The 24,044-nt window shown below is 60.4% G+C and carries 16 protein-coding genes; 13 read left to right on the top strand and 3 right to left on the bottom strand.

The annotated features are described in order from the left end of the window. Positions 1-81 precede the first annotated feature (81 nt). The 7 genes from B2M20_RS12205 to B2M20_RS12175 all read left to right on the top strand — a co-directional run bounded on the left by B2M20_RS12205 (position 82) and on the right by B2M20_RS12175 (position 13,859). Positions 82-3,177, top strand: a complete 3,096-nt coding sequence (locus tag B2M20_RS12205) for a multidrug efflux RND transporter permease subunit (RefSeq protein ID WP_079447309.1) — start codon at positions 82-84, stop codon at positions 3,175-3,177. Between the two features lie 194 nt (positions 3,178-3,371). After that, entirely contained in the window at positions 3,372-4,625 is a 1,254-nt protein-coding gene (locus B2M20_RS12200; protein ID WP_079447308.1) for an NAD(P)/FAD-dependent oxidoreductase, read from the top strand. A gap of 97 nt (positions 4,626-4,722) precedes the next feature. After that, positions 4,723-4,971, top strand: coding sequence for a DUF6489 family protein (locus B2M20_RS12195; RefSeq protein WP_079447350.1), 249 nt, complete (start codon positions 4,723-4,725; stop codon positions 4,969-4,971). 199 nt (positions 4,972-5,170) lie between these two features. Next, positions 5,171-7,957, top strand: coding sequence for a phosphoenolpyruvate carboxylase (ppc, locus tag B2M20_RS12190; protein ID WP_079447307.1), 2,787 nt, complete (start codon positions 5,171-5,173; stop codon positions 7,955-7,957). A gap of 34 nt (positions 7,958-7,991) precedes the next feature. Next, complete coding sequence (locus B2M20_RS12185; protein WP_079447306.1) at positions 7,992-9,341, top strand: amidase; 1,350 nt, start codon at positions 7,992-7,994, stop codon at positions 9,339-9,341. A gap of 243 nt (positions 9,342-9,584) precedes the next feature. Continuing rightward, on the top strand, positions 9,585-11,168 hold the full coding sequence (locus tag B2M20_RS12180) for a B12-binding domain-containing radical SAM protein (protein WP_079447349.1): 1,584 nt from the start codon (positions 9,585-9,587) through the stop codon (positions 11,166-11,168). Positions 11,169-11,492: 324 nt separating this feature from the next. Continuing rightward, the gene (locus tag B2M20_RS12175) at positions 11,493-13,859 is read left to right on the top strand and encodes an efflux RND transporter permease subunit (RefSeq protein WP_079447305.1); all 2,367 of its coding nucleotides are present in this window, start codon (positions 11,493-11,495) and stop codon (positions 13,857-13,859) included. A 41-nt stretch (positions 13,860-13,900) separates the two neighbouring features. Here B2M20_RS12175 and B2M20_RS12170 read toward each other — a convergent pair whose 3' ends face one another. Further along, positions 13,901-14,401 (bottom strand): hypothetical protein, encoded by a 501-nt coding sequence (locus B2M20_RS12170; protein ID WP_079447304.1) that lies wholly within the window; start codon positions 14,399-14,401, stop codon positions 13,901-13,903. Positions 14,402-14,992: 591 nt separating this feature from the next. On the opposite strand from B2M20_RS12170, the gene B2M20_RS20790 reads away from it, so the two are divergent. The 6 genes from B2M20_RS20790 to B2M20_RS12140 all read left to right on the top strand — a co-directional run bounded on the left by B2M20_RS20790 (position 14,993) and on the right by B2M20_RS12140 (position 21,269). Further along, the gene (locus tag B2M20_RS20790) at positions 14,993-15,262 is read left to right on the top strand and encodes a hypothetical protein (RefSeq protein WP_374708853.1); all 270 of its coding nucleotides are present in this window, start codon (positions 14,993-14,995) and stop codon (positions 15,260-15,262) included. 183 nt (positions 15,263-15,445) lie between these two features. Beyond that, on the top strand, positions 15,446-16,324 hold the full coding sequence (gene hpnC, locus B2M20_RS12160) for a squalene synthase HpnC (RefSeq protein ID WP_079447303.1): 879 nt from the start codon (positions 15,446-15,448) through the stop codon (positions 16,322-16,324). Next, positions 16,321-17,154, top strand: a complete 834-nt coding sequence (hpnD, locus tag B2M20_RS12155; protein ID WP_079447302.1) for a presqualene diphosphate synthase HpnD — start codon at positions 16,321-16,323, stop codon at positions 17,152-17,154. Before hpnC ends, hpnD begins: the two co-directional genes overlap by 4 nt. Continuing rightward, positions 17,154-18,407 carry a hydroxysqualene dehydroxylase HpnE gene (hpnE, locus tag B2M20_RS12150; RefSeq protein WP_079447301.1) on the top strand — a complete coding sequence of 418 codons (1,254 nt, stop codon included), beginning with the start codon at positions 17,154-17,156 and terminating at the stop codon, positions 18,405-18,407. The genes hpnD and hpnE overlap by 1 nt, the downstream gene beginning before the upstream one ends. Before the next feature lie 13 nt (positions 18,408-18,420). Continuing rightward, a complete protein-coding gene (shc, locus tag B2M20_RS12145) occupies positions 18,421-20,385 on the top strand; it encodes a squalene--hopene cyclase (protein ID WP_079447300.1) in 1,965 nt (654 codons plus the stop codon). Next, the gene (locus B2M20_RS12140; protein WP_079447299.1) at positions 20,382-21,269 is read left to right on the top strand and encodes a phosphorylase; all 888 of its coding nucleotides are present in this window, start codon (positions 20,382-20,384) and stop codon (positions 21,267-21,269) included. The genes shc and B2M20_RS12140 overlap by 4 nt, the downstream gene beginning before the upstream one ends. 168 nt (positions 21,270-21,437) lie before the next feature. Here the strand turns inward: B2M20_RS12140 and hpnH are convergent, their stop codons facing one another. Both hpnH and ispH read right to left on the bottom strand, forming a co-directional pair. Continuing rightward, positions 21,438-22,607: an adenosyl-hopene transferase HpnH gene (hpnH, locus tag B2M20_RS12135; RefSeq protein WP_079447298.1), complete on the bottom strand. Its 1,170-nt coding sequence runs from the start codon at positions 22,605-22,607 to the stop codon at positions 21,438-21,440. A gap of 45 nt (positions 22,608-22,652) precedes the next feature. Continuing rightward, a complete protein-coding gene (gene ispH / locus B2M20_RS12130) occupies positions 22,653-23,579 on the bottom strand; it encodes a 4-hydroxy-3-methylbut-2-enyl diphosphate reductase (protein ID WP_173815992.1) in 927 nt (308 codons plus the stop codon). Between the last annotated feature and the right edge of the window lie 465 nt (positions 23,580-24,044).

The following is a 24,044-nucleotide window of genomic DNA, read 5'->3' as shown; positions in this document are numbered from 1 at the left end:
CCAAGGCGGCCCCGCATCGATTGAACGTCTCGCGGTTGTGCTTCGATCCACGGAGCGGCCACGCGTCAACGGAGCGCCTGCATGGCATTCACGGACATCTTCATCAAGCGGCCGGTATTGTCGGTCGTCGTCAGCTTGCTGATCCTGCTGATCGGCATGGCGGCGGCCTACAATTTGCCGGTCCGGCAGTATCCGAAGCTGTCCAACACCGTGATCACCGTCACCACGGCGTATCCGGGCGCGTCGCCGGATTTGATGCAAGGTTTTATCACCACGCCGATCGAGCAGGCGGTCGCGTCGGCCGAGGGCGTCGACTACATCACCTCGTCCTCGACCCAGAGCCAGAGCCAAATCAAGGTCTACGTCAAACTGAACTTTGATCCGAATGCGGCGCTCACCGAGGTTTTGTCGAAGGTCAATTCGGTGAGATACCTGATCCCGAAGGAAGCCAACGACCCGGTGATTTTGAAGTCCACCGGTGAAACTACGGCGGTGATGTATATCGGCTTCTCGAGCGACGAACTCTCTGGTTCTGCTATCTCCGATTACTTGACGCGCGTGGTGCAGCCGATCCTTTCGACCGTGGACGGCGTCGCTTCGGCAGACATCCTCGGCGGCCAGACCTTCGCGATGCGGGTGTGGCTCGATCCGATAAAGATGGCCGGACGCAATGTGACCACCACGGAAGTCGCCCTCGCGATCGCCGCTAACAACTTCCAGGCGGCGGCGGGTCAGACCAAAGGCTACTATACGATCTCCAACGTTTCGACCAATACCGACCTGCAAAGCGTCGAGCAGTTCAAGCGCATGACGGTGAAGGCCAAGGACGGCGGCTTTGTGCGCATGGAAGACATCGCCCAGGTGGAGCTTGCGGCGCAAAGCACGAACGCCAGCGTTGCTTTCAGCGGACAGCGCGCGATCTTTATCGGCGTGCAGGCAACCCCGCAGGGCAACCCGCTGAATATCGTCTCCGGAGTGCGGGCGCTGTTTCCGGACATCGAGCGGAATCTTCCTCCCTCGATGAAGATGAAAGTGGCTTACGACTCGACCAAGTTCATTACCTCCTCGATCCATGAAGTGCAGAACACGCTGATCGAGGCGGTTCTCATCGTTATCGTCGTGATCTTCCTGTTTCTCGCCTCGCTGCGTTCGGTCATCATTCCGGTGGTAACGATCCCGCTGTCGCTGATCGGCGTCTGCGCACTGATGATGGTGGCGGGATTCAGCTTCAACCTGTTGACGCTGCTGGCGATGGTGCTTGCGATCGGCCTCGTGGTCGATGACGCCATCGTGGTGGTGGAAAACATCCACCGCCATCTCGAGGAGGGCAAGACGGCGGTTCAGGCGTCCTTGCAGGGCGCGCGCGAAATCGTCGGCCCGGTCATCTCGATGACGATCACGCTGGCCGCGGTGTATGCGCCGATCGGCTTCCTCGGCGGTCTCACCGGCGCGCTGTTTCGCGAATTCGCTTTCACCCTGGCGGGGGCGGTGATCGTCTCCGGCGTCATCGCGCTAACACTGTCGCCGATGATGTGCTCGGTGCTGCTCAAGCACGGCGGGCAGGGGTGGTTCGCCACCAAGGTCGACAGGATATTCAGCTCGGTTACCGATTGGTACGGCCGGAAGCTGGATCGCGCGCTCGACTACCGGCCGGTGACGGCGCTATTCGCGGTGACGATCCTCGGGCTGGTCGGCTTTCTCTACATGAACACCTCGACGGAGCTGGCGCCCGAAGAGGATCAGGGCATCGTGTTCGCGGTCATCAAGGCGCCGAAATACGCCAACATCGACTACATGGATTTTTACGGTAACAAGCTCGATAAGGCATATGCGGAGTTTCCCGAGACCGACCTGCGCTTCGTGATCAACGGCACCAACGGCATCAACGATGGCATCGCCGGCATGTTGTTGAAACCGTGGGACGAACGCAAGCGCTCCGCAATGACCATCAAGCCGCTGGTGCAGGCTGAAATCAGCAAGGTTGAGGGCGTGAACGCTTTCGCCTTCAACCGGCCGCCGCTGCCAGGCGGTCCGGGCGGTCTGCCGGTCCAGATGGTGCTCTACAGCACATCCAGCTTCCAGACGGTCTATGAGGAGATGATTAAACTCAAGGAGGCGGCGAAGAAGAGTGGCCTCTTCATCGTCAGCGATAGCGACCTCGACTACAACCAGCCGGTAGTGCGCGTCGCTATCGATCGGACCAAGGCGAACGACCTCGGCGTCACCATGCAGCAGCTCGGCGGGACGCTGGCGACGTTGCTCGGCGGCAACTACGTGAACCGGTTCAACCTCCAGGGGCGCTCCTATCAGGTGATCCCGCAGGTGCCGCGCGGCGAGCGCCTGTCGCCGCAATCCCTCGATGGGTATTACGTGCCGGGAGCCGGCGGCCAGCAGATTCCGCTGTCCACGCTGGTCTCGATCAAGACTGAAACCGATCCCAATGCGCTGACCCACTACAACCAGCTGAATGCGGCGACCTTCCAGGCCGTGCCGATGCCGGGCGTGACGGTGGGCAAGGCCGTGGAGTTCCTCGAACAGCAGGCGAAAAACCTGCCGAAGGGATTCAGTCACGATTATCTCGCCGACGCACGGCAATACGTCACGGAAGGCAATCAGCTCGCGATTGCCTTCGGCTTCGCACTCATCATCATCTTCCTGGTGCTGGCGGCGCAGTTCGAAAGCCTGCGTGATCCGCTCGTCATCATGATTAGCGTGCCGATGGCGATTTTGGGTGCGCTGATTCCGTTGTTCTTCGGTATCGCGACGATCAACATCTATACTCAGGTAGGCCTGCTGACGCTGATCGGCCTAATCAGCAAGCACGGCATCCTGATGGTCGAATTCGCCAACGAGCTTCAGCTCAACGAGAAGCTCAGCAAACGGTTGGCCATCGAGAAAGCGGCGCGGGTCAGGCTGCGTCCGATTTTGATGACGACCGCGGCGATGGTTACAGGTCTGCTGCCGCTGCTGACGGCGTCGGGAGCGGGCGCGGCGAGCCGGTTCTCGATTGGCCTTGTCGTCGTGGCCGGCATGATGATCGGAACGCTGTTCACCCTGTTCGTGCTTCCGGCTGTCTATGTCGCGATCGCGACCGATCATCTTAGCGGCACCAAGTCTGAACGTCGCAGGCAGATCGCTGAATTCGACATGGAGTCGAACGCCCTGCGACCGACGTGAGGATCGAAAATGTATCAGCGGTCATGATTTGCCGCGTTCACCGTGTCGATCCCATCATCCCCGGCTCTTTGCATGTTCGCGAGGTCGGAGAACCACTGGCCACAACCGGGCGGTTTGCGCACCTGAACTTCAATACTTAAGTCTGAAGGACAACGTTCGGCAAAGCCGTGCGATTTTTGCGTTCGGAGAGCCGCGTGGCGCTAATCAAATCCGATGTTCTGGTCTTGGGTGCGGGAATTGTCGGCGTTTCCGCGGCGCTGCATCTTCAGAAGCGCGGGCGCGATGTCATCCTTGTCGACCGGCATGAAAGGGCCGGCGAGGAGACGAGCTACGGAAACGCTGGCTTGATCGAATGCGCGTCGGTTTTCCCGTACGTGTTTCCTTACGATCTGCGGCAGGTTCTGCGCTACGCGCTGAACCGGTTTCCCGAGGCGCATTATCGGTTTCGCGATCTGCCTGCTTTTTTGCCGTGGTTGATCCGCTATATTTTTGCATCCTCGCCTGAACGCGCGTTCCGCAGCGCAATGGCGGCGTTACCGCTGATTCAGCGCAGCCTTGTCGAGCATGAAACTCTGATCGCAGAAGCAGGCGTGCCCCAGCTTCTGCGCCGGACCGGCTGGATCAAGCTGTTCCGCTCGAACGCGACGCTGGACAAGGGCATCGCGGACCTCGAGCGCGTTCGTCGGTATGGCGTCGAAGGAGATGTTCTCGATGCCAAGGGGATCGCCGCACGCGAGCCGAATTTGTCGGGAACGTTCGCCGGTGCGATTCACTGGCCGGCGCCGGGCTTTATCCCGGATCCGGGCGCGCTGACGAAAGCCTATGCGGCGTTGTTCATGCGCCGAGGCGGCCGTTTTGTTGCGGCCGACGCGCGTACGCTGACGCAAAGTCAGGCGGCATGGCGCATCGAGGGTCCGAACGGAGGGCTGATGGGGCGCGAGGCCGTGATTGCCCTGGGGCCGTGGTCGGATGATGTCTTCCGCGGATTCGGCTACAATATGCCGCTCGGCATCAAGCGCGGTTATCACCTGCATCTGGCGCCGCGCGGCAATGCGGTGCTCAATCGTCCTGTTCTCGATTCGGATCTCGGCTATCTGTTGGCGCCGATGAATCAGGGCATCCGCCTGACGACCGGTGCGGAGTTCGCGCGGCGCGACGCTCCTCCGACCCCAGTGCAGATTGAACGGGCGCTGCCTCTGGCGCGCGAGTTGTTTCCCCTGGGTGAGGCGATCGATGCGACGCCCTGGATGGGGAGACGTCCGTGTATGCCTGATATGCTGCCGGTGATTGGAAAGGCGGCCCGCCATGCCGGATTGTGGTTCAATTTTGGACACCAGCATCACGGTCTGACCCTTGGTCCGGCAACAGGCCGGCTGCTGGCCGAAATGATGACGGGCACCGCGCCGTTTGCAGACCCGAGACCGTTTGCCGCGGAACGCTTTCGCTGAATATTGTTTGCGCCGCCGCACCGTTGCCGTGATGACTTGCGCCACAGGCGTCTCCATAGCGATACTGCGCCGCGTCGGCACATCTAAGGAGCGCTCCATGAAGGTGAATATAGAGTTCGAGTGTACACCCCTTGAGGCCCGTCAGTTTTTGGGGCTTCCGGACGTCCAGCCGATGCAGAATGCCGTGATGGACCAGCTTCAGCAGAAGATGGCGGAAAACATCGACAAGTTCTCGCCCGAAGCAATCATGCAAAACTGGTTTGATCCCAAGATGGCGGAGCGCTTCCAGGATATGTTCGTTAATATGTCGGGACTCGGGGCCGTACGGACAAAAGATAAAAAGTAGAGAAGCTATCGTATTGGTTTCATTATAATATCGACTGTTGCGACTTCTGCACGCGCCACCATGTTGGGTGAGCATCCTCTCAGTTCGCCGGTCGGACTTAAGATCTGGCCGCTCATCTTTTGTGCATCGAACGGCCAGCATTTCTTGCATCGCAGCACGAAAATTGCGACTGAAGAACCGACTTTTCAGGAGCAGCGCGATGTCCAGTCTGATGCCGTTACCTCGTGCAGGTCAGCCGGAGTCTGACGCCGCTGTCCTTGATGCAAGGCTGCGCGACGATATCCGGCTGCTCGGGCGCATTCTCGGCGATACCGTGCGCGATCAGGAAGGACCGGATGTGTTCGATCTTGTCGAACACATCCGGCAGACTTCGATTCGTTTTCACCGCGATGACGATAAGCCCGCGCGGCGCGAACTGGAAGCCATCCTCGACGGCATGTCGACGGAGGAGACAGTCCTCGTCGTCCGCGCCTTCAGCTATTTTTCGCATCTTGCCAACATCGCCGAAGATCAGAACAATATTCGCCAGATGCGCAGTCAGACCCTTGCAGGCGGGGAGCCGCACCAAGGTCGGCTGTCGCACACGCTTGCTTGCGCCCGTGAGGCCGGGTTCAGCGGGGAGGAATTGCGAGCCTTTTTCGACAGCGCTGTGGTCAGTCCGGTGCTAACCGCTCATCCGACCGAGGTTCGTCGTAAGAGCACCATCGATCGCGAGATGGAGGTCGCGGCGCTGCTCGACCGGCGCGAACGGATGCAGCTCACTCCAGACGAATACGAGGCTAGTGAGGAACAGCTGCGCCGCGCGGTGCTGACGCTGTGGCACACCAATCTTTTGCGGCGAACCAAACTGACGGTGCTCGACGAAGTTGCTAACGGCCTGTCGTTCTACGACTATACGTTCCTGCGCGAGGTGCCGCGGCTGCACTGCATCCTGGAAGATCGTTTGCAGGATCCCTCCGACGGCAGCGCCACGAACGAGATTGCGTCGTTCCTGCGGATTGGAAGCTGGATCGGCGGTGATCGCGACGGCAATCCCTTCGTGACGGCGGACGTTATGCGCGGCACTCTCCAACGGCAGGCCTCGCGGATATTGCGTTATTATCTTGATGAACTGCACGAACTTGGCCGCGAGCTGTCGCTGGCCGCAGATCTCACGGATGTCTCGCCGGAACTACGCGTGCTGGCCGAACGAACGGCCGACACGTCGCCGCATCGCCGCGGCGAACCCTACCGCCTCGCGGTGTCCGGCATCTACGCGCGGCTTTCGGCCACGGCCATAAAACTGAAAGCGGACACGCTGCGCCCGCCGTATGGCGCGGCTCCGCCCTATGCGAGCGCCGCCGAATTTAGTGCTGATCTTGACGTTCTCCACCGCTCACTGACCGAAAATAACTCGGAGGTGATCGCGCGCGGGCGGCTGCGTTATTTGCGCCGTGCAGCCGACTGTTTCGGTTTCCATCTCGCCTGTCTCGACTTGCGGCAGAATTCCACCGTTCATGAACGAACGATTGCCGAACTACTCGATGCCGCCACGCCGGGCACGTCCTATCTGACCCTGGACGAGGAGGCCCGCATCGTCGTGCTTCTGCGAGAACTGCGCAGCGCGCGCCCGTTGACGTCCCCGTTCATCACATACAGCGACGAGACGCTGGGCGAGCTCGCGGTGTTTCATGCCGCCGCAGAGGCGCACAAGACGCTCGGCCCCGATGCGATCCCTCAATGCATCGTCTCGATGACCAAGGGCGTTTCCGACCTGCTCGAAGTCGCGCTGCTGCTTAAGGAATCCGACCTCGTCGACCCCGCGGGACATAGCGCCATCAACATCGTGCCATTGTTCGAGACCATCGAGGATTTGCAGGCCTGTGCCGGCATCATGGACCGGTTGCTATCGCTGCCGGTGTATCGCGCGCTGGTCGACAGCCGGGGTGGCTTGCAGGAGGTGATGCTCGGCTATTCCGACAGCAACAAGGACGGCGGCTTCGTCACGTCGGGTTGGGAGCTTTACAAGGCAGAGATCGGCCTGGTCGATGTGTTCGAGCGCCACGATGTGCGGCTTCGCCTGTTTCACGGCCGCGGTGGATCGGTCGGACGCGGTGGCGGGCCGAGCTACGACGCCATCCTCGCGCAACCCGGTGGTGCAGTGAACGGCCAGATCAGGATCACTGAACAAGGCGAAATTATCTCCAGCAAGTATTCCAATGCCGAGGTGGGCCGCAACAATCTGGAGATCCTCGCCGCTGCAACGCTGGAGGCCAGCCTGTTGCAGCCGCGGCAGAGCGCACCGAGCCTTGAATACCTCGACGCGATGGAGTCACTTTCATCGCGTGCCTACACGGCTTACCGCAACCTCGTCTACGAGACGCCGGGTTTCGAGGACTATTTCTGGGCCTCCACCGTCATCAACGAGATCTCCACGCTGAACATCGGCAGCCGGCCGGCGTCGCGCAAGAAGACGCGCAAGATCGAGGACCTTAGGGCGATTCCGTGGGTATTCAGTTGGGCGCAATGCCGTGTGATGCTGCCGGGCTGGTACGGGTTCGGCAGCGCGATGGAGTCGTGGATAGCGGATCATCCCGACAAGGGCATGGCGTTTCTGCAAGAGCTTTACGGAGAGTGGCCGTTCTTCCGCATGTTGCTCTCCAACATGGACATGGTGCTCGCGAAAAGCTCGATCGCGATCGCGTCGCGTTATGCCGATCTGGTGCCAGACGTGGAACTTCGCGAGGCCATCTTCGGACGCATCCGGCGCGAGTGGCATCTCACCATCGACATGCTGCTCGCCATCACGGGGCAGGAGCGGTTGCTCGCCGGTAATCCGTTGCTCGAGCGCTCGATCCGCAACCGCTTCCCGTATCTCGATCCGCTCAATCATGTGCAGGTCGAACTCTTGAAGGACCACCGCGCGCAGTGTGGGGATGAGCAGGTGCTGCGAGGTATCCAGATCACCATCAACGGACTTTCCGCGGGCCTGCGCAATAGCGGCTAAGACACCATACCATCTGTCCGTCTGCGAGTTTCGCATGTCAAATCACCCGACTCTGGCGACGCTCGCCGCCGATCTCGCGATGGGCCGCACCACGGCACGCAAGCTGGTCGACGATTGCCTTGCGAAGATCGCCGACGAAGCGGGCGAGGGCGCGCGCGTGTTCATCCACGTTGATGCGGACGGTGCAGTAGCTTCCGCCGAGGCCATGGACAGACTACGCAGGGTCAATGCCGAGCCGTCGCCGTTCGCCGGCATTCCGGTATCGATAAAGGACTTGTTCGATATCAAGGGACAGGTGTCGCGTGCCGGCTCGCGCGCGCTCGACGATGCGCCGCCAGCGGCGAACGATGCGCCGGTGGTGGCGCGTCTGCGCCGCGCCGGCTTCGTGGTGATCGGGCGCACCAACATGACCGAGTTCGCCTATTCGGGTCTGGGCATCAATCCGCACTACGGCACACCGAAAAACTGCTGGCGGCGCGACGTCGGCTATGTGCCGGGCGGATCGTCGTCAGGTGCGGCGGTATCGATCACTGATGGCATGGCGCATGGCGCGCTCGGCACCGATACCGGCGGCTCTTGCCGGATCCCGGCGGCTTATGGCGGCATCGTCGGCTACAAGCCGACCGCGCGCCGGATTTCGCTCGATGGCGGTATCCCACTGTCGGTCACGCTGGACAGCTACGGCCCGATCGCGCGCTCGGTCGGCTGCTGCGCCGTATTGGACGCGGTGCTGGCGGCCGAACCCATCGCGCCGGTCGAGCCTCGCCCGATCAAGGGGATGCGGCTCGGGGTGCCGACCACGGTGATGCTGGATGATCTTGATTCCGCGGTTGCGCGGGCTTTCGAGCGTGCTCTGGACCGACTGGCCGGGGCCGGCGCCGCGATTGAACGCATTGCCGTTCCCGAATTCGCCGAGATCGCGGCGCTGAACGTCGGGGGCGGGTTCTCGGCGGCGGAAAGCTGGGCCTGGCACCGCGCTCTGATCGCGGAAAAGGCCGAGCTCTACGATCCACGCGTCCTCAGCCGCATCCTTCGCGGCGAAAGCCTCAGCGCCGCGGATTATGTCGATCTGCTCCGTATCCGCCGCGCGATCATCGCAGGCTTCGAGCGCCGCGTCACACCCTACGACGCGCTGATCGCGCCGACGGTAGCGATCACGCCGCCGACGATCGCCGATCTCACCCACGACGCGGCTTACACGAAAGCTAACATGCTATCGCTGCGCAATTGCGCGCTGATCAATACCCTCGATGGCTGCGCGATCTCGCTGCCCTGTCATCGCGAGGGTGATGCGCCGGTGGGGTTGATGCTAGCCGCGGCCGGCGGCTCGGATCGCCGGATTTTCGAACTTGCTGCGGTTATCGAGAAGATCGTTCGCGCCTAAACCACTCTGTCTCGTTCCCGCAAAATGCGGAACGCATTTTCGCGGATATCGCAGACCCTGGCTGGCATGGTCGGTAAGCCAGTCTTGGCCTTTTCAGCTTCGTCATATTGTTGAAGAAATTGTCGCTCACGTTTCGTGCCGCGCATTCCATTAGCTCCACCTGGAACCATTGCGAGCGCCAAGAGTTGGTAGGGGTTCTCGCTTGATGCACATTTGCACGGGGAGATGCACGGGGAAGGTGCGATGAGGGGCGTGGGTCAGTATGGCAATCGGCGCATTCTTTGCGTTTTCCCCCGCTACACGTCCTCGTTTGGGACATTTGAACACGCCTATCCGCTGACCGGTGGTGTCCAGGCCTTTATGCCGCCGCAGGGGCTTCTGCTGATCGCCGCCTATCTCCCCGCCGACTGGAATGTCCGGTTCATCGACGAGAATATCCGCTTTGCCACGAATGAGGATTTCGAGTGGGCCGAAGCGGTGTTCGTCAGCGGCATGCACATCCAGCGCCAGCAGATGAACGATATTTGCCGCCGGGCCCACGCCTTCAATCTGCCGGTCGCGCTCGGTGGCCCGTCGGTCAGCGCCTGTCCCGACTACTATCCAACCTTCGACTACCTTCACGTCGGTGAACTTGGCGATGCGACGGACGATCTGATTGAACGACTGGCGCGAGATCCGTCACGGCCCCGGAGTCAGGTCGTCCTCAAAACCGCCGATCGGCTGGACATGGATAAATTTCCCATTCCCGCTTACGAACTGGCGGACATCAAGCGTTACTTCCTGGGAAGCATCCAGTATTCCAGCGGCTGCCCGTATCAGTGCGAATTCTGCGACATTCCCGGCCTGTATGGTCGCAATCCGCGTCTCAAACGTCCCGAGCAGATCACGCGTGAGCTCGACAAGCTGCTGGAATGCGGCATCACCGGGTCAGTCTATTTCGTCGACGACAATTTTATCGGTAACCGGAAGGCCGCGCTGGATCTTTTGCCGCACCTGATCGAATGGCAAAAGAAGACCGGTTTCGTGCTGCGTTTCTCCTGCGAGGCGACGCTGAACATCGCCAAACGCCCGGAGATACTTTCGCAAATGCGTGAAGCATTCTTCGCTACGATCTTCTGCGGCATCGAGACACCGGATCCCGTCGCGCTAAAGGCGATGCACAAGGATCACAACATGATGGTCCCCATCATGGAGGCCATCCAGACGCTGAACGACTACGGCATGGAGGTAGTGTCCGGAATTATCCTCGGACTCGATACCGACAAGCCCGAAACCGGACAGCATTTGCTGGATTTCATCGATCACTCCCAGATACCGCTGTTGACCATCAATCTCCTGCAGGCGCTGCCGAAGACGCCGCTGTGGGACCGTCTGAAACGCGAGAATCGCCTGATCGAGGACGAGGGCCGCGATTCCAACATCGATTTCCGGTTGCCTTACGACCATGTCGTGGCGACATGGCGTGATTGCATGGGGCGCGCGTACGAACCTGAAAAGCTTCTGGAGCGCTACGAGTACCAGATCCGCGAAACCTATCCGAAGCGAATCCAGCCGCGCACGCCGCAGCAGAGGTCATGGCGGAATATCAAGCTCGGCCTGACCATGCTTCGCAACATTTTCTGGAAGGTCGGCGTGCGCGGCGATTACAGGCGCGTGTTCTGGAAATTCGCGCTACGCAGGCTGGCTCGCGGCGAGATCGAATATCTCATCAGCTCGGTACTGGTTGCTCATCACCTCATCATGTTCGCGCGGTCGGCCTCTCGCGGCAAAACCAATGCCTCCTATTATTCTTTGAAACTGCGGGAAGCCGCGGTTCCCGCGGAATAAGCGACAGCGATCGCGCCGACCCCGCAGGCTGACAGCTCGAGCGTTCAGCGGGCCACCGAACGCTTCCCCGGTCTAAGGCGATGCCTGCGATGGCCACAGCGCTCGCTTGGAAGGCCCGCCCTTTCGACATCATTTCGCCGTGAGCGGCGTGGATGGGAGCATAATCGGCCCTTGCTTGTAGTCTATCCGGGAAACGGCTAAACGTTGCGCCCGAAAACCGGTGCATGCTGTCAAGATCGAGCGGATTGCCCGTGGTTTCCGTCAGCTCCAAAGTCTTTCTGGAAATTTGCTAGACGATGGTTTTCACGACAGGACGGACAGCGCATGCATGAGCGAAATCCCGATGCTGCCGATCTGACCAAACCGGCCAAGCGGACGCTCAGCATCGCTTTCGGATTCGAGCGGATCGGGCTGCTTGCCATGCGCGCGCCGATCCTGTCCTGCATCGTTCTGCTGGCCATGGTCGTCGGCGCGGTGTTCGGAATCCAGCGGATCAAAATTGACGATTCGCTTAGCCAGTTGTTCCGTTCCGATACCAGGGAGTATCGTCAGTACGAGGAAGTCACCAAGCGTTTTCCGTCGACCGAGTTCGATGTGCTGGTGGTGGTCGAGGGCAAGACGCTGCTCGAGCGGGACAACCTCGAAAAGCTGCGGGATCTGGTCACCGATCTGCAACTGGTTGATGGCGTGCGCGGCCTGATCTCGTTGTTCTCGGCGCGTCAGGCGCCGGAGCCTGGCAAATTGCCTGCGGCGCTGTTTCCATCTGAATTGCCGGAAGGTGCCGATTACGACAAGTTCATCGAGACGGTGAAGTCCAACGAGATCATTCGCGGCAAGCTGCTGTCCGAGGATGGCACGCTGGCGCTGGTCGTGCTGTCGCTGCAACCGTCGATCGTCGGCGATAGCAAGTTGAAAACGACCGTTGGCCAGATCCGCAAGGTTATGGACGACGATCTCGCCGGCACCGGACTCACCAAAGAGCTGTCCGGCGTGCCGGTGATGCAGCTCGAAATCCGCAACGCGGTGGAGCGCGACGGGATTATCTATAATGTCGCCGGCATTCTGGCTGGCTGCCTGATCGCGATCGTGTTTTTCCGCAAAGTATCCTTCATGGTGATTGCGGCCTTCCCGCCGCTCCTTGCCATCCTGCTGTCATTGGGCGTTCTGGGTTGGGCGAATTTCAGCCTCAACATGTTCCTCAATGTGATGACCCCACTCATCATGGTCATCAGTTTTTCCGATTCGATGCAGTTGACGTTCGCGGCGCGCGACCGCTTGATTGCCGGCGAGGACAAGTATTCCGCCTTCCGCAATGCTGTCCTCGTGGTCGGTCCGGCCTGCGTCCTGACCCATGCGACCGCCGGAATTTCCTTCCTCGCGCTACAGTTTTCCAACTCGGATTTGATCCGCAGCTTCGGCGAGGCCGGCCTGATGGCAACGATCATCGCGCTCCTCGCGGTGCTGCTGCTGGTGCCGGTGTTCGGAGTTTTGCTTGTTCGTGACGAGCGGCGTTTCGCGGAGAAATTCAAAACGGCGGACTGGGGCGTGCAGGCGCTGCGCCGATTCTGTGCCTGGATCGCGGTGCGGATGGTGGGGCGCCCCGGTTTCTTCAGCCTGCTGGCCCTGCTGGTGGTCGGCGGTCTTGCGGTGGTTTACGCCAACCTCGAACCGCGCTATCGGCTCGCGGATCAGGTGCCCGACAAGCAGCAGGCGGTGGCGGCCAGCGGCCGTCTCGATGCAAAGCTCACCGGCGCCAACCCGATCGATATCCTCATCGAATTCCCCAAGGGCGAGACGCTGTATTCGCCGCAGACGCTTGCCACCATCGCCGAAGTCCATAGGCTGGTGGAAGAACAGGCCGGTGTCGGCAACGTCTGGTCGCTTGAAACGTTGCGGCGCTGGCTCGCCGAAAAGGCCGGCAGCCACGACGTCGCGACGCTCAAGGAATATGTCAGCGTCATTCCCAAGCATCTGGTGCGCCGCTTCATCTCGGAAGACCAGACTGCAGTCGTGGTCTCAGGCCGTGTGCCCGACAAGGATTCCAGCCAGATACTGCCGGTGGTGGAAAAGCTCGACCATGCTATGGATGCGGTCAGGACAGCGCATCCTGGTTATGAAATCGCTGTCACTGGCCTGTCGGCCATCGCCGCTCGTAACAGCGCTAGCATGATCGAGAAACTCAACCACGGTCTGACGATCGAGTTTGCGCTGGTCGCGGTGTTCATTGGACTCGCATTCCGTTCGGTTGTCGTGATGTTTGCCTGTGTTCTGCCCGGGATTTTCCCGGTCGTGCTGTCCGGCACGGTGCTGTGGGCACTCGGGGAGGGGCTGCAATTCGCCAGCGTGGTGGCTCTCACGGTGTCGTTCGGCCTGGGGCTTAGCGCAACAATCCATTTCCTCAACCGCCTGCGATCGGAGAGCCAGCCGGGTATCGGCGCTGGTAAAGCGGTTGAGCGCGCGACCGTGCTGATGGGACCGGCGCTGATCCTCACCACCGTGGTGTTGGCCTGCGGTCTGGTCGTGACAGTTTTTTCGGATCTGCCGTCGCTGCGCCTGTTCGGTTGGCTCAGCGCCTTCGCCATGGTTGCCGCTCTTGTGGCGGACTTCCTGATCCTTCGCCCGACGGCGATGTGGTTGATTACCTTTGCTGAGCGTTTCCGCCGCGACAGCCAGGCGAAGCCGGCGAAATAAGTTTATGGTGGCGGATCCAGACACTCTATCAGGTTACGGCCTCAGCTACGTACCATGGTGATGGAAACGTTTCTGATTTCACCTTTAGAGGTGATCCAGACCGATTGCCTTTTGCCCTGGGTGCGTATCGTCAGGTTTGCGGCATAGCCGGCGGCTTGCGCGAACACTTCGATCTCGCCGCCTCCCGCGCGGCCGCGCATGGAGCCGAACAGATTGCGGCTGGCTTCGCTCCATTGTCCGGTAATCTCACTGCCATGGCTGACAACATTGCTGGAGAGATCGAACCTGTAGCTGTCGCTGGCGCAATGCAGGTTCTGGTTCATGGTCGTGCCTGTGCGGTCCACTCTGTAAGACGCTTTGCAGCGAATGTTCTCTTTCGATCCGTCTGACAGCGTGACCGTGCCTTTTCCAGACCAGTTTCCCCCGAAGCCTGTAAACGGAGCAGACTGGCCGAAGCTAGCCGGGGCGGACAATGCAAGGCCCGCGACAAGGCTCGCTGCACTCGCCGATCTCCGAATCAGCTTGATGGAAAACAGCTTCATGCCCGGTTTCCTATCAAAAGGTGCTTGGCAATGATTTCGTACTGTATCTTTAGTCTTACCGCGCCTCACGAGGTTCAATCTTCAAAGCCGAAGTTGCCGCAGTGTAGCCGCTATGAGCAGATTTGAACCGTCACCAAACTGAGCGGATGGCACTTGACTGACCATCGGCAAACCTGCCACGTGATTTTAGTCGATTATTTCAGGCGTGTTAGAAATTATCATTGGGAAAACTGTTGGGCTGCAGCGGTATCCGGCGGTCGCCGCAATTTTAGCCGCATTCGCAGCGCTTTTGGCATGAGGATGTGCTCAGGAATGGCTCAGGTTGATCGTGATGTGTGCCGCAGCAGACAGACGTTGGCAGCGTCGACACCGTTGGCAGCGTCGACACGTTCGTATCCTCTTGCGAACTCTTTCGATATGGTATCGATAAAGGGTTTGTGACGTGATTGCCCTCCAAGATTTGAAATGCCTGTCATCCGGTATGCGCCGCGTTGTGCAGGATCGAACTCTCCCTCGTTGCAGTGAAGGATTATGATGTCCAAGATTTTATTCTCGTTCGCCCTCCTTTTATCATTCGGCTCGACCGTGGCGATGGCGCAGGTCCGAGGGCAACCGTATGGCGGGCAGTTCCAAGGACAACCGTACGGTGGGCAGTTCCAAGGGCTACCGCCCGGCGGGCAGGTCCAAGGGCAACCGCACAGCGGGACTGAAGCGGAACACCGCGCCTGCGCGCGGGACGTCAGCCGTTTCTGCCGTCCAGTGATGGATCAGGGCGATTTCGCGGTTCTCGCGTGCTTGCAGCAGAATCGCCCGAAAATCTCAAAGACGTGTAACCAGGTTCTGGCGAACCACGGCCAGTAAAGCATATCATCTCGCTTTATCCGTTCCCTTTTGTCGCAGCGCCGGACACTGGGGCTAAAAAGCGAAAGATAGCATTGGTTTAGCCCGCAATTTCCCCTATATGGAGCGCGGGCGACTCTCTGCCCGCCGGTTTCCGAACCGGCGGGAGGCCCGATTGCGATTCAGTCAACGTAACCGGTCCTGATGCCTGCCGCGAACCAACTGCGATCCGGAAAGACCCATCGCGACGAGAATTTTCCCGTCGCGTCATGGGTTATTCATCCGCGTCACCGCGGACTGATCCTCGCGTTCTATAATTTCGTCCGGACAGCGGATGACATCGCCGATCACGCTGAGCTTGGCGAAAAGGACAAGCTTGCCTGGCTCGATTTGTTCGAGAGTGAGCTTCTGGGGCAGGGGGATAGTCAGCCCGAAGCCGTGAACCTTCGCAAGGCGCTGGCGCAACGGTCGATGCCTCCGCGCCATGCCGTCGACGTGCTAAAGGCGTTCCGGATGGACGTCACCAAGCTGCGCTACGAGACCTGGGACGACGTGATCGACTATTGCCGCTATTCGGCGATGCCAGTCGGACGATTCATGCTCGACGTGCACGGCGAGAGCGAAGAGACCTGGGTCGCGTCGGATGCGCTGTGCGCGGGCCTGCAGATCAACAACCATCTTCAGGATTGCGCCAAGGATTACAGAAACCTCAACCGCGTTTATCTGCCGCGCGATGCGCTTGCTGCATCGGGCGCCTCCGCGGAGATGCTCGGGGACGACAAAGCCCCGCCGGTGCTCCTGCGATGCTTGCAAGCGCTTGCCGGACGAACCGAAGCATTGCTCAACCAGGGCCGGCCGCTCGCGAGTGAGATCAGGGATATGCGGCTAGGACTTGAAGTCGCCGTGATCCAGATGTTCGCCGACAGGATCGTCGCGCTGCTGAAGGTGCGCGATCCCTTGAGCGAGACGGTTCATCTGAAGCCCCTGCAATTGCTCGGCTACAGCGTCGCCGGCATCACCACGGAAATGCTCCGCCGTTCGGTTCGGCGGCGGCCGATGTCGAGCCCGGCTGCCGGCGCATGACAATCGAGACGACAGATGCCAGTTCGGGAGCGACTGCCTCCAGCAGTTCGTTCTACGCGGCGATGCGTATCCTGCCGCGCACGCAACGCGAGGCGATGTTCCAGATCTACACGTTTTGCCGTTACGTGGATGACATTGCCGATTCGGATCATCCGCGGCCCGAACGGCAGGCCGCGCTTCAGCAGTGGCGTGACGACATCGATGCGCTCTATCAGGGGCAGGCCCCAGCGCGGTTGCGCGATTACGCCGCCTCCGTTCGCGCCTTTGGCCTGCGCCGCGAGGATTTCCTCGCCGTCATCGACGGCATGGAAATGGACGTGCTGGCGGATATCCTTGCACCCGACGATGCCACGCTCGATCTGTATTGTGATCGCGTCGCAAGCGCCGTCGGGCGGCTATCGGTCCGGGTGTTCGGATTGCCAGAGCAGGACGGCATTCTGCTTAGTCACCATCTTGGCCGTGCACTGCAGTTGACAAACATCCTGCGTGACCTCGACGAGGACGCGGCGCTTGGACGGTTGTATCTTCCGCGCGAAGGCTTGCTTCAGGCCGGTATCAGCAGCTTCAATCCGGCCGCCGTGATATCGAACCCGGCGCTCCCGCAGGTCTGTGCCGAGCTCGTGGAGCGGGCGCGGGGACATTTCGCCAAATCGGACGAAATCATGAATCGCAACCCGCGTCGTGCCGTGCGCGCGCCGCGCATCATGTCGAGATACTATCACGCCATATTGGATCTGCTGGAGGAGCGCGGCTTTCAGTCGCCGCGGTTACCCGTCCGCGTAAGCCCCGCGGCGAAGATCGCCATTGTTCTCCGATACGCGTTGATCTGATGCAAAGAACCGTTCATATCGCCGGTGGCGGCATTTCCGGTCTTTCAGCGGGTGTGCGTCTGGCCGATGCCGGCTATCGGGTTCGCGTGTACGAGGCTGCGCAACAGGTGGGCGGCCGTTGCCGTTCCTACTTCGACGGCGCGACCAATCTCACGATCGATAACGGCAACCATCTGGTGCTTTCCGGCAACCACAGTGTGCTGGCCTATGCACGCAAGATTGGTTCCGAAGCTGGCTTGCAGGGGCCGCCGAAGGCCGAATTTCAGTTTATCGATATTGCCGCCAATAAACGCTGGACCTTGCAGATCAACGACGGGCGGGTTCCGTTCTGGGTTTTCGACCGCAACCGCCGGGTGCCGGATACATCGCTCGCAGACTATTTTGCCCTCGCGCCGCTGATTTGGGCCAATGCCCGTACGCGAGTCGGCAATGCCATCAAGTGCGAAGGCGTGCTTTACAAACGGTTGGTGCTGCCGCTCCTGCTTGCGGCGCTGAACATCGACCCGCCCGACGGATCGGCGGGTCTCGCCGGTACGATCATTCGCGAAACGCTGCTGGCGGGTGGTCAGGCGTGCCGTCCGCTGATCGCGCGCGACGGACTGAGCTCGGTACTGATCGAGCCGGCGATCGACTACATTCGTGCCAGGGGTGGCAGCGTCGATATCGGCCACGAAGTACGGCAGATCACCATGGCGAACGATCGGGTTACGGCGCTCTCGCTGGGCGATCAGACCATCGCGCTCGACCCGGACGATGCTGTCGTGATGGCGGTGCCGCCGCGATCGGCAGCCACGCTGGTGCCCGGCCTGACGGTGCCGACGAAATTCCGCGCCATCGTCAATGCACACTTCCGCTTCGTTCCACCGCCACATCACCCCCCGATGATCGGTGTCGTGAATGGCCTGATCGAATGGCTGTTCGCGTTTCAAGACCGCTTTTCCATCACCATCAGCGGCGGCGACCGGCTGGTGGACATGCCGCGCGAGGAACTGGCGCGGGCAATCTGGAAGGACATCTGCGTGGTCGCGGGTATCGAAGCCGAGATGCCGGCCTGGCAGATCGTGCGCGAGCGCCGCGCCACATTCGAGGCCTCGCCCGAACAGGCAGCCCTGCGTCCGGGAGCGTTGACGGCGTGGAAAAACCTGTTCCTTGCCGGCGACTGGACTGATACGGGGTTGCCGGCAACCATCGAGGGATCGGTTCGCTCCGGAAACCGGGCTGCCGATCACGTTCTGAAAGCCCGTTCAATCTGAGACATCAGTCGCCATGAGTTCCATGAACGCAACGGCCGCGCCGATTGATGACGCCGTCCTCGGGGGCCGCATCGGCGCTGCCACCCGCGGACTGCTGAATTTCGAGCAGCCGGACGGTCATTTTGTGTTCGAGCTCGAGGCCGACGCGACCATCCCGTCCGAATACATCCTGATGCGACACTACCTCGGCGAGCCGGTCGACACAGTGCTCGAAGCCAAGATCGCGGCTTACCTCCGCCGCATCCAGGGCGCGCATGGTGGCTGGCCACTGGTGCATGATGGCCCATTCGACATGAGCGCCAGCGTGAAGGCCTACTTCGCACTGAAGATGGTCGGCGATTCCGTCGACGCGCCACACATGGCGCGCGCGCGCGAGGCGATCCTGTCCCGCGGCGGCGCGGCCAACGTGAATGTCTTCACGCGCTTTCTGCTCGCGTTCTTCGAAGTTCTGACATGGCGCAGCGTTCCGGTTCTGCCGGTCGAGATCATGCTGTTGCCGATGTGGTCGCCGTTTCATCTCAACAAGATTTCCTATTGGGCGCGCACCACCATGGTGCCGCTGATGGTTCTGGCCGTGCTGAAGCCCCGCGCGCGCAATCCGCGCGGCGTCGGCATTCGCGAACTTTTTCTTCAGGATCCGGCCACCGTCCGCACGCCGAAGAGAGCTCCGCATCAGAGCCCGGCCTGGTTTGCGTTGTTCAGCGGTCTTGACTGGATCTTGCGAAAGATCGAGCCGCTGTTTCCCAAGTGGCTGCGTGCGCGCGCTATGAAGAAGGCAATTGGGTTCGTCGAGGAGCGACTCAACGGCGAGGACGGCCTCGGCGCGATCTTTCCGCCGATGGTCAATACGGTGATGATGTACGATGCGCTGGGGTTTCCGCCGGAACATCCACCGCGTGCGGTGACGCGACGCGGCATCGACAAGCTTCTGGTGATCGGCAAGGATGAGGCCTATTGCCAGCCTTGTGTATCGCCGATCTGGGACACCGCGCTGAGTTGCCACGCGCTGCTCGAATCCGGCGGACCCGAGGCCCTGAACAGCGCCGGCAAAAGCCTCGACTGGCTGCTCCCTAAGCAGGAGCTCGTTCTTAAGGGCGACTGGGCGGTGAAACGCCCGGACGTGCGACCGGGTGGCTGGGCATTTCAATATGCCAACGGCCATTATCCCGATCTCGATGACACCGCTGTCGTGGTCATGGCGATGGACCGGGTACGCCGTCACGACGGGAGCGATAAATATGACGAGGCGATCGCACGCGGCCGCGAGTGGATCGAGGGGATGCAGAGCCGGGACGGCGGCTTTGCCGCGTTCGATGCCGACAATCTTGAATACTATCTCAACAACATCCCGTTCTCCGACCATGCGGCGCTGCTCGATCCGCCGACCGAGGATGTCACCGCGCGATGCGTTTCGATGCTGGCGCAACTCGGCGAGACGACTGAAAGCAGCCCGTCCTTGGCGGCCGGAGTTGAGTACCTGCGCCGGACCCAGCTCGCCGAGGGATCCTGGTATGGCCGCTGGGGCCTGAACTACATCTATGGCACCTGGTCGGTTCTCTGCGCCCTCAACGCCGCCGGGGTGGATCGCCAGGATCCGGCGATTCGCAAGGCGGTGGACTGGCTGGTCTCGATCCAGAATGCGGATGGCGGCTGGGGCGAGGATGCGGTCAGTTACCGACTCGATTATAAGGGATTCGAGGGGGCGCCCACCACTGCTTCGCAAACCGCGTGGGCGTTGCTTGCCTTGATGGCTGCGGGCGAGGTCGAAAATCCTGCAGTAGCCCGGGGAATCGAGTACCTGATAGACACACAAGCAAAAAAAGGCCTGTGGGATGAGCAGCGCTACACGGCCACGGGGTTCCCACGGGTATTTTATCTGAGGTACCATGGTTACTCAAAATTCTTCCCGCTCTGGGCGCTGGCGCGGTATCGGAATTTGAGAAGCACCAACAGCAAGGCGGTAGGGGTCGGGATGTGAATTTGGGGGCGGCGATTGACGTATCCGCGGGCAATGCCTTTGACCCGCGGCCGGTATTGATTGTGACCGGTCTGGTTCAGGAAGCCCGCATCGCCGCGGGCCCCGGCATGACTGTCATTTGCAGCAGCAGCAATCCCCGGCAGTTGCGGGCGCTTCTCGCGGGGTTCGATCCGTCGACGGTACGCGGCGTGATCAGCTTCGGCGTCGCCGGTGGGCTTGATCCGTCTCTGAAATCGGGAGACGTCGTGGTTGCCACGGAAGTTGTGAACGGTACTTCGCGGTGGCGGGCAGGCCTTGCGCTCAGCGAGGAATTGATCAACGGCTCCGGTTTAGGCGGCCAGAAAGTGGTCCGCGCCGGGCTTGCCGGCGCCGAGCAGGTCGTCCTGGAGCAGGCCGGCAAGGCAGTGCTCCACGCTACGACCGGCGCTTCGGCGGTCGACATGGAAAGCCACATCGCGGCCGCCTATGCTACCGCGGCGGGTCTCCCCTTTGCCGCCTTGCGCGTGATCAGTGATCCCGCAACGCGGGCGCTGCCGGCGATCGCCCGCAACGCCATTAAGCCAAACGGCAACATCGACTTGAAGAAGGTGCTTCGTGGCCTTGCTCGAAATCCGTTCACCCTGGGCGCACTGGTATCTACCGGAGTCGATTTCAATCGGGCGCTCCGCTCCTTGCGCGGGTGCCGTAATTTTCTGTTAGGCGGCGAGAGTCTCGTTCCGGCGGATTATATGGCAACGCCGTCGGTCGCAAGACCGCGGGGGCCAGGCCATCGAAAAGGTCGTACCGGAGAGTCCGTCCCGGCGCGAGGCTTTTCCGGTTTGCGAGCGAATGTGCCGCAACCCCGTGCGGCTTTGATGGAATTGAAGCCGGGCTCGGCTCTTTAAAGTCAGATTCAAGAAAGTCTGATTTCAACGTCGTTGAATCAGACTCTCTTATTTCTTTTTACTTCTTTGCGATTGAGCATGATCTTGACCGAAAACCGGTTGCCGCTTTTCGGGATCATGCTTTAGCGGCTTCTTGATGCCAACCGGTGCCGCTAACGCTGGATGGCGTCACGCTGCGGTAGAAGCCTTTTGCTCTTTTGCTGCTTCTTTTGCAGCGGCGGCGGCCGCTTCATCCTTGCGGATCTCTGACAGCTTCTTTTGAACCTGCTCGGCAAAGATGTACTGCGCCGGACGCTGCTTGCTGAGATCGATCTCGGGCGCCATCGGGCCCGTCGTCCGGACGCCGCGCAACGCCACCAACATCGTCTTGAGCGGATTGTTCAGAGCGGCGGTGGCGGCGGTCGGCTCGTAACCGCAATGCGCCATGCAGTTGGCGCACTTTTCGTACTTGCCGGTGCCGTAGCTGTCCCAGTCGGTGGTCTCCATCAATTCCTTGAAGGTCTTGGTGTAACCCTCGCCGAGCAGGTAGCAAGGCTTCTGCCAGCCAAAAATGTTGCGCGCCGGCATCCCCCAGGGCGTGCAATGATATTCCTGGTTGCCGGCGAGGAAATCGAGGAACAGGCCGGAGTGCATGAAATTCCACTTCTTGCCCTTGCCGAGCGCGAAGACATCACGAAACAGCTTTTTGGTCTTGGTGCGGTTCAGGAAGTGCTCCTGATCGGGCGCGCGCTCATAGGCGTAACCCGGCGACATCGAGACGCCGACGCCAAGCTCGGCCGTAAAGTCGAGGAACTTTGCGATCTCTTCGGCAGGATAGTTGTCGAAAATCGTGGCGTTGACGTTGACGGTGAAACCGCGCGCCTTCGCCGCCTTGATCGCGGAGACCGCGCGGTCGAACACGCCCGTCTGACACACCGACTTGTCGTGGTGCTCGCGCAGACCGTCGAGATGGATCGAGAAGAACAGGTACGGCGAGGGCTCGAACAGATCGAGCTTCTTCTCCAGTAGCAGCGCGTTGGTGCAGAGCGAGACGAACTTCTTGCGCGCGACAAGGCCGCGCACGATCTCGCCGATCTCCTTGTGAATCAACGGCTCGCCGCCGGGAATAGCAACCATCGGTGCGCCGCATTCCTCGGCTGCGTCCCAGCACTCTTGAGCGCTCATACGACGGTTGAGGATCGCGTCGGGATAGTCGATCTTGCCACATCCGGAGCAGGCGAGATTGCAGCGGAACAGCGGCTCGAGCATCAGCACAAGCGGATAGCGCTTGCGGCCCAGCATCTTCTGCTTGATCAGATATCCGCCGATCTTCAGTTCTTTAAAAAACGGTATTGCCATCACAAGTCTTCTCTCTGGAGTTACCAGCTAAAATTTTGAAGGGGATCAAGCTGAGGTGAGTTCAGACGGGAGCCGGAATTCGATGTTTTCTTCCCGTCCCGGCAGTATCGAGACGGCTATCGGTCCGATGCGCTTCAAGGCCTCGATGACGTCGTCGACAAGGACTTCCGGAGCCGAGGCACCGGCCGTAATGCCCACGGCTTTCGCCCCTTTCAACCACTCCGCGTTGAGTTCGCTGCCATCAGCGATGAGGTAACTTGCAACGCCGACTTCGGTGCCGATTTCGCGCAGCCGGTTCGAATTTGAACTGTTGGCTGCGCCGACCACTAGAATAACGTCCACCAGCTTGCTGAGGTCCCTTACCGCAGATTGCCGATTCTGTGTTGCATAGCAGATATCGCGTGTGTCGGGACCCTGAATATCGGTGAAACGCTGCTGGAGTGCGAGAATGATGTCCTTGGTGTCGTCAACGCTGAGCGTCGTCTGGGTAATATAGGCCACCGGCGTATCGGAAGGCAGTGTCAGGGCCGCGACGTCATCCACATCCTGAACAAGCAGGACGGGGCCTGGAACCTGTCCCATAGTTCCCTCAACCTCAGGATGGCCAGCGTGGCCAATTAAGATCAGGGTTCGCCCCTTGGACGTGTAGCGTTTGCCCTGGTTGTGAACCTTGGTGACCAGCGGGCAGGTGGCGTTGAGCACGGGCAGGCCGCGAGCAAAAGCTTCTTCTTCCACGCTCCGCGCAACGCCGTGAGCGCTGAACACGGTAACGGCCTTCGGCGGAACCTCCGACAGATCCTCGACGAAAATTGCCCCTTTATCTTTCAGGCTTTCCACAACGTACTTATTGTGAACGATTTCGTGGCGGACATACACTGGGGGTCCGTACTTCTCCAGCGCGCGCTCGACGATCTCGATCGCGCGGACGACGCCTGCGCAGAATCCACGCGGCTGTGCCAGCAGAATTTCAATTGGACGAGGATCAGTCAATTTGCACCTTATGCATTATGCTGTAACTCCACATAGAACTGAACGTTCTTCTAAATAATCCCACGCGCCTTCAAGAAATGTCACAGGTATATAATCTGCGGGTCGCGCTCTCTGGATTTCAACGCTATGATATATATGGCCTTTGCGTCAGAACAAAACGTTGCAATGACGCAGGCTTTTTAGCCGACGATTGATCCGGAACTGGAATTTCCGGTATTATGATATGGGGTACCCGCCCGAATGGCCCTCACTGATTCGTCACTTGCCGTCCGCGGAGCCAACGATATCAAAGCGCTTGAATCGTCGGCAAATCTCCCGAACTAGAACCCACCGCAGGTGTTGCGCACCTTATTCTCTGAAATAGCATATAAAAGTCGTTAGATCCGGCAGAAGAACCGGGCCGGGTCCGTTCATGTGCGTATACGTACATGGTAGCAGAAAGAAAGA

The sequence above is a fragment of the Nitrobacter vulgaris genome (assembly GCF_002028545.1).
Classification (GTDB): domain Bacteria; phylum Pseudomonadota; class Alphaproteobacteria; order Rhizobiales; family Xanthobacteraceae; genus Nitrobacter; species Nitrobacter vulgaris.
Note: the sequence above shows the minus strand (reverse complement) of the source record. Positions and strands in the feature narration are given on the sequence as shown.

What these genes read in the sequence shown, in the direction of transcription:
- B2M20_RS12205 (WP_079447309.1), top strand. Translation starts at nt 82, where the DNA reads ATGGCATTCACGGACATCTTCATCAAGCGGCCGGTATTGTCGGTCGTC.
- B2M20_RS12195 (WP_079447350.1), top strand. Translation starts at nt 4,723, where the DNA reads ATGAAGGTGAATATAGAGTTCGAGTGTACACCCCTTGAGGCCCGTCAG.
- ppc (WP_079447307.1), top strand. Translation starts at nt 5,171, where the DNA reads ATGTCCAGTCTGATGCCGTTACCTCGTGCAGGTCAGCCGGAGTCTGAC.
- B2M20_RS12185 (WP_079447306.1), top strand. Translation starts at nt 7,992, where the DNA reads ATGTCAAATCACCCGACTCTGGCGACGCTCGCCGCCGATCTCGCGATG.
- B2M20_RS12180 (WP_079447349.1), top strand. Translation starts at nt 9,585, where the DNA reads ATGAGGGGCGTGGGTCAGTATGGCAATCGGCGCATTCTTTGCGTTTTC.
- B2M20_RS12175 (WP_079447305.1), top strand. Translation starts at nt 11,493, where the DNA reads ATGCATGAGCGAAATCCCGATGCTGCCGATCTGACCAAACCGGCCAAG.
- B2M20_RS12170 (WP_079447304.1), bottom strand. Translation starts at nt 14,401, where the DNA reads ATGAAGCTGTTTTCCATCAAGCTGATTCGGAGATCGGCGAGTGCAGCG.
- B2M20_RS20790 (WP_374708853.1), top strand. Translation starts at nt 14,993, where the DNA reads ATGGCGCAGGTCCGAGGGCAACCGTATGGCGGGCAGTTCCAAGGACAA.
- hpnC (WP_079447303.1), top strand. Translation starts at nt 15,446, where the DNA reads ATGCCTGCCGCGAACCAACTGCGATCCGGAAAGACCCATCGCGACGAG.
- hpnD (WP_079447302.1), top strand. Translation starts at nt 16,321, where the DNA reads ATGACAATCGAGACGACAGATGCCAGTTCGGGAGCGACTGCCTCCAGC.
- hpnE (WP_079447301.1), top strand. Translation starts at nt 17,154, where the DNA reads ATGCAAAGAACCGTTCATATCGCCGGTGGCGGCATTTCCGGTCTTTCA.
- shc (WP_079447300.1), top strand. Translation starts at nt 18,421, where the DNA reads ATGAGTTCCATGAACGCAACGGCCGCGCCGATTGATGACGCCGTCCTC.
- hpnH (WP_079447298.1), bottom strand. Translation starts at nt 22,607, where the DNA reads ATGGCAATACCGTTTTTTAAAGAACTGAAGATCGGCGGATATCTGATC.